The organism is Pseudomonas sp. MDT2-39-1 (assembly GCF_054898085.1).
The window spans coordinates 1,046,894-1,059,209 of sequence record NZ_CM142716.1 but is presented as its reverse complement, the minus strand read 5'-3'; the positions used below and the strand labels follow the sequence as shown (position 1 = coordinate 1,059,209).

The 12,316-nt window shown below is 60.4% G+C and carries 13 protein-coding genes; all 13 read right to left on the bottom strand.

Translation table 11 applies throughout. The features are described 5' to 3' along the window. Positions 1-32: 32 nt before the first annotated feature. Positions 33-767, bottom strand: coding sequence for a fumarate/nitrate reduction transcriptional regulator Fnr (gene fnr / locus ACYZTM_RS05315; protein WP_131059978.1), 735 nt, complete (start codon positions 765-767; stop codon positions 33-35). A gap of 156 nt (positions 768-923) precedes the next feature. Beyond that, entirely contained in the window at positions 924-2,306 is a 1,383-nt protein-coding gene (gene hemN, locus ACYZTM_RS05310; RefSeq protein ID WP_131060010.1) for an oxygen-independent coproporphyrinogen III oxidase, read from the bottom strand. A gap of 194 nt (positions 2,307-2,500) precedes the next feature. Further along, on the bottom strand, positions 2,501-3,184 hold the full coding sequence (locus tag ACYZTM_RS05305) for a sulfite exporter TauE/SafE family protein (RefSeq protein WP_131059977.1): 684 nt from the start codon (positions 3,182-3,184) through the stop codon (positions 2,501-2,503). Continuing rightward, the gene (gene ccoS, locus ACYZTM_RS05300; protein WP_109628926.1) at positions 3,177-3,395 is read right to left on the bottom strand and encodes a cbb3-type cytochrome oxidase assembly protein CcoS; all 219 of its coding nucleotides are present in this window, start codon (positions 3,393-3,395) and stop codon (positions 3,177-3,179) included. Before ccoS ends, ACYZTM_RS05305 begins: the two co-directional genes overlap by 8 nt. 22 nt (positions 3,396-3,417) lie before the next feature. Continuing rightward, entirely contained in the window at positions 3,418-5,868 is a 2,451-nt protein-coding gene (locus ACYZTM_RS05295) for a heavy metal translocating P-type ATPase (protein WP_131059976.1), read from the bottom strand. A 174-nt stretch (positions 5,869-6,042) separates the two neighbouring features. Next, the gene (locus ACYZTM_RS05290) at positions 6,043-6,582 is read right to left on the bottom strand and encodes a FixH family protein (RefSeq protein ID WP_131059975.1); all 540 of its coding nucleotides are present in this window, start codon (positions 6,580-6,582) and stop codon (positions 6,043-6,045) included. An 11-nt stretch (positions 6,583-6,593) separates the two neighbouring features. Continuing rightward, complete coding sequence (ccoG, locus tag ACYZTM_RS05285; protein WP_461987434.1) at positions 6,594-8,009, bottom strand: cytochrome c oxidase accessory protein CcoG; 1,416 nt, start codon at positions 8,007-8,009, stop codon at positions 6,594-6,596. A gap of 206 nt (positions 8,010-8,215) precedes the next feature. Beyond that, positions 8,216-8,626 (bottom strand): type II toxin-antitoxin system VapC family toxin, encoded by a 411-nt coding sequence (locus ACYZTM_RS05280; protein ID WP_131059973.1) that lies wholly within the window; start codon positions 8,624-8,626, stop codon positions 8,216-8,218. Then, positions 8,626-8,880 (bottom strand): type II toxin-antitoxin system Phd/YefM family antitoxin, encoded by a 255-nt coding sequence (locus tag ACYZTM_RS05275; protein WP_178083828.1) that lies wholly within the window; start codon positions 8,878-8,880, stop codon positions 8,626-8,628. Before ACYZTM_RS05275 ends, ACYZTM_RS05280 begins: the two co-directional genes overlap by 1 nt. A 178-nt stretch (positions 8,881-9,058) precedes the next feature. Further along, complete coding sequence (gene ccoP, locus ACYZTM_RS05270; RefSeq protein ID WP_131059971.1) at positions 9,059-10,042, bottom strand: cytochrome-c oxidase, cbb3-type subunit III; 984 nt, start codon at positions 10,040-10,042, stop codon at positions 9,059-9,061. Further along, positions 10,039-10,224, bottom strand: coding sequence for a CcoQ/FixQ family Cbb3-type cytochrome c oxidase assembly chaperone (locus ACYZTM_RS05265; protein ID WP_003175465.1), 186 nt, complete (start codon positions 10,222-10,224; stop codon positions 10,039-10,041). Before ACYZTM_RS05265 ends, ccoP begins: the two co-directional genes overlap by 4 nt. Positions 10,225-10,229: 5 nt before the next feature. Next, complete coding sequence (gene ccoO, locus ACYZTM_RS05260) at positions 10,230-10,838, bottom strand: cytochrome-c oxidase, cbb3-type subunit II (protein WP_131059970.1); 609 nt, start codon at positions 10,836-10,838, stop codon at positions 10,230-10,232. Further along, on the bottom strand, positions 10,838-12,280 hold the full coding sequence (gene ccoN, locus ACYZTM_RS05255) for a cytochrome-c oxidase, cbb3-type subunit I (protein WP_131059969.1): 1,443 nt from the start codon (positions 12,278-12,280) through the stop codon (positions 10,838-10,840). Before ccoN ends, ccoO begins: the two co-directional genes overlap by 1 nt. Positions 12,281-12,316 lie beyond the last annotated feature (36 nt).

The window sequence follows — 12,316 nt, the reverse complement described above, 5'->3', positions numbered from 1 at the left end:
TGAACCGTTTCGCTCAGCCGCAATTGTTGCCGTCAGCCTTCGAGTGAGCCACCGGCCAGTGCGCAGAGCTGGATTGGGTCGAGGATATGGATTTCCTTGCCTTCGGCGGCGATCAGCTCGTTTTGCTGGAAGCGCGTGAACACCCGGGAAACGGTTTCCACCGCCAGGCCCAGGTAATTGCCGATTTCGTTGCGCGACATGCTCAGGCGGAACTGGTTGGCCGAGAAACCCCGGGCGCGGAAACGTGCCGAGAGGTTGACCAGAAACGTGGCGATGCGCTCGTCGGCGGTTTTCTTCGACAGCAGCAACATCATTTGTTGATCGTCGCGAATCTCGCGGCTCATGACACGCATCAGCTGACGGCGCAGTTGCGGCAGTTGCAGGGCCAGTTCGTCGAGGCGTTCGAAGGGGATTTCGCACACCGACGTGGTTTCCAGGGCTTGCGCCGAGACCGGGTGCTTTTCCGTGTCCATGCCCGACAGGCCGACCAGTTCGCTCGGCAAGTGGAAACCGGTGAGCTGTTCTTCACCGCCATCGCTAAGGCCGAAGGTCTTGAGGGCGCCGGAGCGGACTGCATAAACGGAATCGAAGGTGTCGCCCTGGCGGAACAGAAACTCGCCTTTTTTCAGCGGACGCCCACGTTTAACGATCTCGTCCAGCGCATCCATGTCTTCCAGATTCAGAGAAAGTGGCAAGCAGAGGGGGGCCAGGCTGCAATCCTTGCAATGGGCCTGACTGTGAGCGCGCAGCTTTACTGGCTCGGACATTTCTTCAATCCTTGTGGGAAAACACACATAAGCCGTAAGGGTAACTCACGGGAGGACATTCAGGCCAGTTTGTGCCGTTTTTGTCGCATGGTGATAAAGGGCCGCGGTCGGCGGCCAATAACCTTGCATCCGAACTCGTGCAAGGTTTCACGGCCATCAGATCACCCGGGAAAACCGCTGGTGATTGTGCTGTTGCAAATAGGCATCGAACACCATGCACACCGAGCGCACCAACAAGCGACCGGCGGGCAGTACGCTGATCCGATCGTTGTCGAGGCTGATCAATCCGTCATCGGCCATGGTCAGTAGCTGAGGCCACAGTTCACCGAAGTAACCGCGAAAATCGATGTTGAAGGCCTGTTCGATGTCCGCGAACTCCAGGGTGAACGTACAGATCAACTGCTGAATCACCGCCCGCCGCACGCGGTCGTCGGCGTTGCATTTCAGGCCGCGGCTGGTCGCCAATTGCGCGACGGCGAGGGCATTCTGGTACTGGTTCAGGTCGCTGTTGTTCTGGCAGTAGAGGTCGCCGATCTGACTGATTGCCGACACCCCCAAGCCGATCAAATCGCAATGACCGTGAGTGGTGTAGCCCTGAAAGTTGCGCTGCAGGGTCGATTCTTCCTGGGCAATCGCCAACTCGTCGTCGGGCAGGGCGAAGTGGTCCATGCCGATGTAGCGGTAACCGGCAGCGGTCAGCTGTTCGATGGTGCGCTGGAGCATTTCCAGTTTCTGCGCCGGCGTCGGCAGTTCGTTGCTGTTTATTCGCCGTTGCGGCATGAAGCGTTCCGGCAGGTGCGCGTAGTTGAACACCGAAAGCCGATCCGGTTGCAGCGCGATGACTTCGTCGACCGTGCGGGCGAAGTTTTCCGGTGTCTGCTTCGGCAGGCCGTAGATCAGGTCGATGTTGATCGAGCGAAATTGCAGGGTCCGGGCGGCGTCGATCACGGCGCGGGTTTCTTCCAGGCTTTGCAGGCGATTGACCGCCCGTTGCACTGCCGGATCTAGGTCTTGCAGGCCAATGCTGACCCGGTTGAAGCCCAACTCGCGGAGCAAGCCCATGGTCGACCAATCGGCTTCGCGAGGATCGATCTCGATGCCGTAGTCGCCGGAATCGTCGTCCAGCAGGTTGAAGTGCTTGCGCAACTGAGCCATCAACTGGCGCAGTTCGTCGTGGCTGAGAAAGGTCGGGGTGCCGCCGCCGAAGTGCAGTTGTTCGACTTTTTGCGTCGGGTCGAGGTGGCAGGCGATCAGCTGAATTTCCTGCTCAAGGCGCTGCAAGTAGGGCAGGGCGCGGCCCCGGTCCTTGGTGATGACTTTGTTGCAGGCGCAGTAGTAGCAAATGTTCGCGCAGAACGGCACGTGCACGTACAGCGACAATGGGCGCAGGGCCTTGCGGCTGTCGCGCAGGGCGTGGAACAGGTCGAACGTGCCGACTTGTCCGTCAAATTGCACCGCAGTCGGGTAAGAGGTGTAACGCGGCCCCGCCAGGTCGTAACGGCGGATCAGATCGGTGTCCCAACGAATGGCGTCGAGCATCATGCGGGCATTCCCCCGGATAGGCTGGCAGTGTTTGCAAGTCTATGGGGTGCGACGCTGGGGCATCTTGATTTGCATCAACGGTCAGGATTTGTGTTGTCAGTGAGGGCCTCTTCGCGGGCAAGCCTCGCTCCTACAGAAGTTTGCGATCCCTTGTAGGAGCGAGGCTTGCCCGCGAAGGGCGCCCCGCCGATCTAATGCCCCATGAGCCAATGCTGATGCGGCCCCGGCAATGTCCAGATACCGAACAGCATCACCAGCAACCCGCCCGTCATGCGCACACCACGTTTGCGCAACAACGCCGTGACGCGCTCCGCCGCCAGTCCGGTGGCCAGCAGCACCGGCCAGGTGCCGAGCCCGAACGCGAGCATCAGCAGCGCACTGTCCAGCGCATTGCCCTGGCTCGCCGCCCACAGCAACGTGCTGTAAACCAACCCGCACGGCAGCCATCCCCACAGCGCGCCCAGCAGCAACGCGCGGGGCAGGCTCGACACCGGCAGCAGTTTGTTGGCAACCGGCTGGATATGCCGCCAAAGGCCGCGACCGAGGCTTTCGATGCGGGTCAGGCCGCTCCACCAACCGGCGAGGTACAAGCCCATGGCGACCAACAGCAATCCGGCGATGACGCGCATGAACATCGCCGCCGGGCTATTGGCCACTGCCCAACCCGCCAGGCCGATCAGCAGGCCGGCCGTTGCATAGCTGAGAACTCGCCCCAGGTTGTAGGCCAGCAGCAGTCGAAAGCGTCGGCTGCGTTGTTCCTTGGGAATCGCCAGGGTCAGCGCGCCCATCAAGCCGCCGCACATGCCCAGGCAATGCCCGCCACCGAGCAGGCCGAGAATCACCGCAGACACCAGCAGTGGCGCCAACTCAAGCATGAGGCGGTGCCTTGTCGTCCGGTTTGGCAGGATGGCCGCTGGCTTCGTCGACCGCAGCCTTGTGGTTCGGGTCCTGGTCGTCGAACAGAATGCTGTGGGCCGGGCCGTCGAGGTCGTCGTACTGACCGCTGTCGACCGCCCAGAAGAAGATAAAGATAGCGATGGCCACGATCAGCAGCGCGGCCGGGATCATCACGTAGAGAGCTGGCATCTGGACTCCATGCCCGCGCGGCTCAGGCCGGCAGCGGACGGGTTTCTGGCGTGGTGCGGGCAGCAGGCGCGCTCGGCAGGCGAGTCAGGCGCAGGGCATTCAGCACCACGGTCAACGAACTGATGGACATGCCGACCGCAGCCCACACCGGCGTGATCCAGCCGAGGGCGGCGAACGGCAACATGAGGCCATTGTACAGCCCGGCCCACAGCAGGTTCTCGATGATTACCCGACGGGTGCGCCGTGCCAGGCTGAAGGCTTGCACCAGCGCGTCGAGACGGTTCGACAGCAACACCGCATCGGCACTGGTTTTCGCCAGATCAGTGGCCGAACCCATCGCCACGCTGATGTCGGCGGCGGCCAGCACCGGCACGTCGTTGACCCCGTCACCGAGCATCAACACCTTGCGGCCTTCCTTGTGCAGCTGTTGCAGGACCTGCAATTTATCGTCCGGACGCAAACCGCCCCGGGCTTCGTCGATGCCCAGTTCGGCGGCCACGCTGGCGACCATCGGCGATGTATCACCCGACAACAGCAATGTGCGCCAGCCGCGAGCCTTGCAAGCTTCCAATAGCGCCGGGGCATCGGCGCGCAAACGGTCATCGAGGACGAACCACGCGAGCGGGCTCTGGCTGTTGCCGAGCAGCAACCATTGGCCCGCTTCGTCGGGCATCACCGGTACAGCAGCGCCACTGAGTTCGCAGACAAAACCCGGCTGGCCGATACGCAAGCGTTGCGTGCCGACCAGACCTTCAAGACCAAGCCCCGGCATGCTGAGAACTTCTTCGGCCGCCAGTGGCGCTCGGCCAAATGCGCGAGCGATCGGGTGTTCGGAGCGGTTTTCCAGGGCTGCGGCCAGGCTCAGGCATTGATCGCTATCGAGCGCGCCGAGAGGGCGGATCGAACGCAAGGCCAGGCGACCTTCCGTTAACGTGCCGGTCTTGTCGAATATCACCGTGTCGATCTGGTTCAGGCCTTCCAGCACATGACCGCGCGTCAGCAGCAAGCCGAGTTTGTGCAGCGTGCCGGTGGCGGCGGTGAGGGCGGTGGGCGTGGCCAGCGACAAGGCGCACGGGCACGTTGCAACGAGCATCGCCAGGACAATCCAGAAGGCTCGTGATGAATCCAGTTCCCACCACAGCAGGCCGATGCAGGCGGATGCGATCAGCGTGAGCAACAGGAACCATTGCGCGGCGCGGTCGGCGATTTCAGCCAGTCGCGGCTTCTCGGCCTGGGCGCGGTCCAGCAGACGGACGATGGCTGAAAGCCGCGTGTCCTGACCCAGTGCCAGCACTTCCACGGTCAACGCGCCTTCCACGTTCAGGGTGCCGGCGGTGACCGCATCGCCCTGTGCGCGCGGCTGTGGCAGGTACTCGCCGGTCAGCAGCGATTCGTCGATGCTCGACTGGCCATCGAGGATCTTGCCGTCGGCCGGCAGGATCGCGCCCGGATGCACCAGCACCTGATCGCCGACGCGCAGTTCATTGAGCAGGATCCGCTCGCTCTGGCCGTTGGCACTCAGGCGCAGGCACGAAGCAGGCAACAGGTTTACAAGCTGTGCGGTAGCGGCGGCGGTGCGCTCCCGGGCGCGACGTTCCAGATAACGCCCGGCCAGCAGGAAAAGCGCAAACATTCCCACCGCATCGAAATACAACTCGCCGACCCCGGTGATCGAGGTCCAGATCCCGGCGATGTAGGCACTGCCGATCGCCAATGACACCGACACATCCATGGTCAGGTGGCGTGTACGCAAATCGCGCATCGCCCCTTTGAAGAACGGAGCGCAGCTGTAAAACACGATCGGCGTGGTGAGGAACAGCGCGACCCAGCGCAGGATGGTGTGCAACTCGGGGCTCAAGTCGATGTTGAATTCCGGCCAGGTGGCCATGGTCGCCATCATCGCCTGGAACCACAGCAGCCCGGCGACACCGAGTTGGCGCAAGGCCAGACGGTTTTCGCTGGCCAGTTGTTCACTGGCGCGGTCTGCTTGATACGGGTGCGCGGCGTAACCGATGTGGCGCAATTCGCTGAGGACCTGGCTCAACGGCAATTGCGCGTCGGCCCAACGCACGTGAAGGCGATGGTTGGACAGGTTCAACCGTGCCTCGGCCACCGCCGGCAAGGCGCGCAGGTGTTTCTCGATCAACCAGCCGCAGGCGGCGCAGCTGATGCCTTCCATCAACAGAGTGGTTTCGGCGAGTTCACCGTCGTGGCGCACGAAGGGCTTTTGCACGTCGGCGCGGTCGTAGAGCGCCAACTCATCCACCAACTGCACTGGCAAGGCTTCGGGGTTGGCCGATGACTCGCTGCGATGCTGGTAGTAGCTTTCCAGCCCACCGGCCACGATCGCTTCAGCCACGGCCTGGCAACCCGGGCAGCAGAACTCGCGGGTTTCACCGAGGACGGCGGCGGTGAAGCGGCTGCCGGCCGGGACGGGCAGGGCGCAGTGGTAGCAGGGCAGTTGAGTGGTCATCTAAGTGGCCATGAAAACAATTGTTAAAACCGGGCCAGGTTCTGTGGCGAGGGGATTTATCCCCGTTGGGCTGCGAAGCGGCCCCCTGCATTCTTCCAGTCATATTTTGCTAACAGGTTTCACGACTGCTTCGCAGCCGAACGGGGATAAATCCCCTCGCCACATTGCTGGTTGTTACTTCTTCAGGTCTTCCGCGCCTTGCAGCGGTTCATCACCCAGCAGCAGGTCCTTGTCATGGCTGACCAGTTCTTCTTCGAACATGCGCCAGATGTGGTCGTCCTGTGTGCCTAGCAATTCGACAAAACGACGGCCTTCAACCTTGTCGCTCAACTGACCGATGTAGCGGCCCTGTTCGGTTTCGCTGCGGGCGAGGCTGATTTTGCGATCCTTCTCCGGCTGGGTCGGTGAAATAAGGTTCAGCTCAAGGGTTTTTGGTTGGCTGTTGCCGCTCAGGCGCAGATCGACTTCACCGGTCACGTCATCCAGGTGAACGCTGGCCCGCAGCAGCAGGGTCTGGGCCAGCAGCTCGCGGTCGAGGGAGCGGTTGATGCCTTTGCCGGCCTCGTAGTAGTTGTCGTTGACCAGGTTATCCGGGTTGTTCACCGCGATCGTCACCATGGACAACGTCAGGGTCACGGAACAGGCCAGGATGGCGATGATGATCCACGGCCAAAGATGCTTGTACCAAGGGCTTGCGGCGTTTGCTGCGGGCATGATCACTTCTCTCAACGAATTTGTGGGCCGATAAATCGGCTCTTGGCTTCAACGTGGACGCTGTCGTCGTCGGCATCCTTGAGGATGAATTTCACCTCGTTGGTGCTCGACGGCAGTTTTTCCGGTGCGATCGACAGTTCGACCGGCTGGCTGAAAATCTCCCCGGCGGCGACTTTGATTTCGCGCTTGCCTTGCAGCTTCAGGTCCGGCAAACCAGAGGCTTCCAGCACATAGGTATGGTCGCGCTGGTCTTTGTTCATGATCTTCAGGCTGTAGACGTTCTCGATTCGGCCTTCAGCGTTCTCGCGGTACAGCACACGGTCCTTGCTGACGTCGAAACCGACCAGCGAACGCATGAAGAACGCGCCCGCCAGCAATCCCATCATGGCCAGCAGCACCAGGGCATAGCCGATCAGGCGCGGGCGCAGTTTATGGGTTTTTTGCCCGGACAGGTTGTGTTCGGTGGTGTAGCTGATCAGGCCGCGAGGGTAGTCCATCTTGTCCATGATGCTGTCGCAGGCATCGATACATGCCGCGCAGCCGATGCATTCGATCTGCAGACCGTCGCGAATGTCGATACCGGTCGGGCAGACTTGGACGCACATGGTGCAATCGATGCAGTCGCCCAGGCCCTGGGCTTTGTAGTCAACGCCTTTCTTGCGCGGGCCGCGGCTTTCACCACGGCGCGGATCGTAGGAAACGATCAGCGTGTCCTTGTCGAACATCACGCTCTGGAACCGCGCATACGGGCACATGTAAATGCACACTTGCTCGCGCAACCAGCCGGCGTTGCCGTAGGTGGCCAGGGTGAAGAAACCGACCCAGAAATACGACCAGCCATCTGCTTCGCCGGTGAAAAAATCGATCGTCAGTTCACGAATGGGCGAGAAGTAACCGACGAAGGTCATGCCGGTGACGAAGCCGATCAACAGCCACATCGTGTGTTTGTTGAATTTGCGCAGGAATTTGTTGGCGCTCATTGGCGCCTTGTCGAGCTTGATGCGCTGGTTGCGGTCGCCTTCGGTGACCTTTTCGCACCACATGTAAATCCACGTCCAGACGCTCTGCGGGCAGGTATAACCGCACCACACACGACCGGCGTACACGGTAATGAAGAACAGGCCGAAGGCGCTGACGATCAAAATGCCTGAGAGCAGGATGAAGTCCTGAGGCCAGAAGGTTGCGCCAAAAATAAAGAATTTGCGCTCCGGCAGGTTCCACCAGACGGCCTGATGACCACCCCAGTTCAGCCAGACCGTACCGAAATACAGCAGAAACAACCCGGCACCGCCCATCATCCGCAGGTTACGGAACAAGCCGGTGAAGGTGCGGGTGTAGATCTTTTCTCGTGAGGCGTAGAGGTCGACGCTGTTGTTCGCGTTCTTGGCAGGCGGAGTGACGTCGTGTACCGGAATCTGATTGCTCATCATTGCATCCCACGGCAGTGGAAAAACGCCTCGGTCAGTACATGCCGACCGCGGTCAAAAAGAGGTGTTGCAGTGGCGCAATGATACGCCTGTCGCTCTAGCTCAAGGGTGCGACCTTTGGTCACGTTGGTTGAAATCAACTGACGGTGTAATGACTTGAATCAATTGACTTGTGAATTATGGACGGTTTTACGAGTGCCTACGTTTCAATCGGCCCATGGATTGATCAAGGCAACGCCGCTGGATTGAAAGTCGCCGATATTGCGAGTGACCACCGTCAGACCATGAACCAGGGCAGTCGCTGCAATCAAGGCGTCGCTTTCATTTGCGCTGCCTGGAACATGCAAACCGGCACAGCGCAGAGCCACGGCGGCGTCGACCGGCAAGATTCTGGCATCAAAGGCTGGCATGACATGTCGCTTCAGCCAGGTACGCAAAACCTTTCCCTGCGCGGGGTCACGACGCTCCATTCGCAGAACACCGGCCTCCAGCTCCTTTAGGGTAATGGCGGAAATAAACATACGTGGCGCGATGACACTTTTGGCCCAGGCGACGACGTTTGCGTCCGCCCGGGGTTTGCGTAGTTCAGAAATCACATTGGTGTCGAGTAGAAACATCAGGACAGGTCCACGGGTCGATGAGTGATCACGGCGCGCTCGGTTTCGAGCTCGATATCTGCCGCTTCCGGCATCACCAATAGATCGACGATGTTGACGTTGCTGCCGGTGAGATTTTGGTAGTCCTCAATGCTTAGCAGTACATGGGCCGGCTTGCCACGGTCGGTGATGATTACCGGACCCTGACGCGTGGCTTTTTTGGCACTACTTGTGTCCTGGTTGAATTCACGACTGGAAATGGTGGTGATGGCCATCATGGTTGCCCCTCCTGAAGTACTTTGTAGAAACGTTACTACCAGGCGGGCCGGATCGCAACCACGAAGGGGTAAGCGTCGCTACCGCTGGTCGCTGGGGCCGGACTTGAGGGGCAAAAAAAACGGCCCCGCCAATTCACATTGGCGGGGCCGTTTTTTGTTGCATCAAGCGTTTGCCTTACTGGGCGTCCGCCACCGGCGCTTTCTCACCGTGAGACAGGCTGTAGACGTAAGCGGCCAACAGGTGAACCTTGTCGTTGCCTTGCAGCTGTTCTTGCGCAGGCATCTGGCCCTGACGGCCGTAACGGATGGTCTGCTGCAGTTGAGCGAAGCTCGAACCGTAGATGAACCCGGCCGGGTGGGTCAGGTCGGGGGCGCCCATCGCTGGCGTACCTTTGCCTGCCGGGCCGTGGCACACCGCACAGTTGGCGGCAAACAGCTTCTGGCCGGCAACCGGATCGGCCTTGGTGCCTTCCGGCATTTTGCGGCCGTCGAGGTTGGTCAGCACGAACGAAGCAACGTCCGCAACGCCTTGCTCGCCGATCACGTCAGCCCACGCCGGCATGACCGCGTGACGGCCGCCCATGATGGTGGTCTTGATGGTTTCCGCTTCACCGCCCCAGCGCCAGTCGGCGTCGGTCAGGTTCGGGAAGCCATAAGCGCCTTTGGCGTCGGAGCCGTGGCAGACCGAGCAGTTGGAGGCGAACAGGCGGCCACCCATCTTCAGGGCTTGCGGGTCCTTGGCGACTTCTTCAATCGGCATGGAAGCGAACTTGGCGAAGATCGGACCGAACTTCGCGTCCGACTTGGCCATTTCCTTTTCCCACTCGTGAACGCCGGTCCAGCCGGTCTGGCCGTTGGCGAACGCGGTCTGCTTTTCGTTATCCAGGTAGTTGTAACCCGGCAGCAGGCCTTTCCAGTTGCCCAGGCCCGGGTACAGCACCAGGTAGCCCAGGGCGAAGATGATGGTGCCCACGAACAGCATGAACCACCATTTCGGCAGGGGGTTGTCGTACTCCTCGATCCCGTCGAAGGAGTGGCCAACCGTTTCCTCTGTCTGCTCGGCGCGCTGGCCCTTGCGGGTAGACAGCAGCAGCCAGGTCAGGGCGAAGATGGTGCCGAGACTGAGGACTGTGACGTACAGACTCCAGAACGTAGTCATTCTTTGTTACTCCTAGAAGCTTGCTCGACGTGCTTAATGGCTTCGGGATCATCCGCGAAAGGCAGCAAGGTCGCGTCTTCAAACTCCGACTTGCGCTTGGGGCTGAACACCCACAGCGCCAGTCCGATGAAGGCCACCATCACAACAACGGTGCCCAGGCCACGAATCATCCCGATATCCATCTAAATCACCGTTTGCTTTTGATGATGGTGCCCAGGCCTTGCAGATAGGCCACCAGCGCGTCCATTTCGGTTTTGCCCTTCACAGCATCCTTGGCACCGGCGATGTCTTCGTCGGTGTAAGGGACGCCGAGCGTGCGCAAGACTTCCAGTTTCTTGGCGGTGTCTTTGCCGTCGAGCTTGTTTTCCACGAGGAACGGGTAGGCCGGCATTTTCGACTCAGGCACCACGTTGCGCGGGTTGTACAAGTGCGCACGCTGCCAGTCATCGGAGTAACGACCGCCGACACGGGCCAGGTCCGGACCGGTGCGCTTGGAGCCCCACAGGAACGGGTGGTCCCAGACGCTTTCACCGGCAACCGAATAGTGGCCGTAACGTTCGGTTTCAGCGCGGAACGGGCGGATCATCTGCGAGTGGCAGCCGACGCAACCGTTGGCGATATAGACGTCACGTCCTTCGACTTCAAGGGCGGTACGAGGCTTCATGCCTTCGACCGGCTTGTTGGTGACGTCCTGGAAAAACAGCGGAACGATCTGGGTCAGGCCGCCGATGCTGACGGCGATAACCATGAAGAAGGCCAGCAGGCCAATGTTCTTCTCGACTGCTTCATGCTTCATCAGTGAGCTCCAACTACAGCAATCTGAGCGGCTGCTTCGGCTTCAGCCGGGTTCGAGGCACGTACGGTGCGCCATACGTTGTAGGCCATGAACAGCATGCCGCTGGCAAAGAACGCACCGCCCAAGGCGCGAACGATGAAGCCAGGGTGGCTGGCTTGCAGGGCTTCGACGAACGAGTAGGTGAGGGTGCCGTCGTCGTTGATTGCACGCCACATCAGACCCTGGGTGATGCCGTTGACCCACATCGAAGCGATGTACAGAACGGTACCGATGGTCGCGAGCCAGAAGTGCGTGTTGATCAGGCCGATGCTGTGCATCTGCGCGCGACCGAACAATTTCGGGATCATGTGGTAAATGGCGCCGATCGAGATCATCGCAACCCAACCCAAGGCACCGGCGTGTACGTGGCCGATGGTCCAGTCGGTGTAGTGCGACAGCGAGTTGACGGTCTTTATGGCCATCATCGGGCCTTCGAAGGTCGACATGCCGTAGAAGGCCAGCGATACCACGAGGAAGCGCAGGATCGGGTCGGTGCGCAGCTTATGCCAGGCGCCCGACAGGGTCATCATGCCGTTGATCATGCCGCCCCAGCTCGGAGCCAGCAGGATGATCGACATCGCCATGCCCAGGGACTGAGCCCAGTCCGGCAGGGCGGTGTAGTGCAGGTGGTGCGGACCGGCCCAGATGTACAGGGTGATCAGCGCCCAGAAGTGCACGATCGACAGGCGGTAGGAGTAGATCGGACGCTCGGCCTGCTTCGGAACGAAGTAGTACATCATCCCCAGGAAGCCGGTAGTCAGGAAGAAACCGACCGCGTTGTGGCCGTACCACCACTGGATCATCGCGTCAGTCGCACCGGCGTAGGCCGAGTAGGACTTGAAGAAGCTGACCGGCAGGGACGCGTGGTTGACGATGTGCAGCATCGCCGTCACGACGATGAAGGCACCGTAGAACCAGTTACCCACATAGATATGCTTGGTGTTGCGCTTGGTGATGGTGCCGAAGAACACCAGACCGTAGGACACCCAGACGATGGCCAGCAGAATAGCCAGGGGCCATTCCAGTTCCGCGTATTCCTTGGTGGTGGTGTAACCCAGCGGCAAGGTAATGATCGCGCCGACGATCACCGCTTGCCATCCCCAGAAGGTGAAGGCGGCGAGGCTGTCGGAAATCAGTCGCGTTTGGCAGGTTCGCTGCACGACGTAATAAGAAGTGGCAAACAGAGCACAACCACCGAAGGCGAAAATCACCAGGTTGGTGTGCAACGGGCGTAAGCGTCCAAAAGTCGTCCACGGCAGACCGAAGTTCAATTCCGGCCATACAAGCTGTGAGGCGATGAAGACACCAAGCCCCATGCCAAGGATCCCCCAGACCACCGTCATGATGGCGAACTGGCGGACTACCTTATAGTTATAAGCAGTCGGACTGATTGCTGTGCTCATTCTAAGGTTCCACGGTTTGGGTGTTTTATTAGGAGT

Excerpts from the sequence above, each read along its gene's own strand:
- fnr (WP_131059978.1), bottom strand. The coding sequence starts at position 767 with ATGTCCGAGCCAGTAAAGCTGCGCGCTCACAGTCAGGCCCATTGCAAG.
- hemN (WP_131060010.1), bottom strand. The coding sequence starts at position 2,306 with ATGCTCGACGCCATTCGTTGGGACACCGATCTGATCCGCCGTTACGAC.
- ACYZTM_RS05305 (WP_131059977.1), bottom strand. The coding sequence starts at position 3,184 with ATGCTTGAGTTGGCGCCACTGCTGGTGTCTGCGGTGATTCTCGGCCTG.
- ccoS (WP_109628926.1), bottom strand. The coding sequence starts at position 3,395 with ATGCCAGCTCTCTACGTGATGATCCCGGCCGCGCTGCTGATCGTGGCC.
- ACYZTM_RS05295 (WP_131059976.1), bottom strand. The coding sequence starts at position 5,868 with ATGACCACTCAACTGCCCTGCTACCACTGCGCCCTGCCCGTCCCGGCC.
- ACYZTM_RS05290 (WP_131059975.1), bottom strand. The coding sequence starts at position 6,582 with ATGCCCGCAGCAAACGCCGCAAGCCCTTGGTACAAGCATCTTTGGCCG.
- ccoG (WP_461987434.1), bottom strand. The coding sequence starts at position 8,009 with ATGAGCAATCAGATTCCGGTACACGACGTCACTCCGCCTGCCAAGAAC.
- ACYZTM_RS05280 (WP_131059973.1), bottom strand. The coding sequence starts at position 8,626 with ATGTTTCTACTCGACACCAATGTGATTTCTGAACTACGCAAACCCCGG.
- ACYZTM_RS05275 (WP_178083828.1), bottom strand. The coding sequence starts at position 8,880 with ATGGCCATCACCACCATTTCCAGTCGTGAATTCAACCAGGACACAAGT.
- ccoP (WP_131059971.1), bottom strand. The coding sequence starts at position 10,042 with ATGACTACGTTCTGGAGTCTGTACGTCACAGTCCTCAGTCTCGGCACC.
- ACYZTM_RS05265 (WP_003175465.1), bottom strand. The coding sequence starts at position 10,224 with ATGGATATCGGGATGATTCGTGGCCTGGGCACCGTTGTTGTGATGGTG.
- ccoO (WP_131059970.1), bottom strand. The coding sequence starts at position 10,838 with ATGAAGCATGAAGCAGTCGAGAAGAACATTGGCCTGCTGGCCTTCTTC.
- ccoN (WP_131059969.1), bottom strand. The coding sequence starts at position 12,280 with ATGAGCACAGCAATCAGTCCGACTGCTTATAACTATAAGGTAGTCCGC.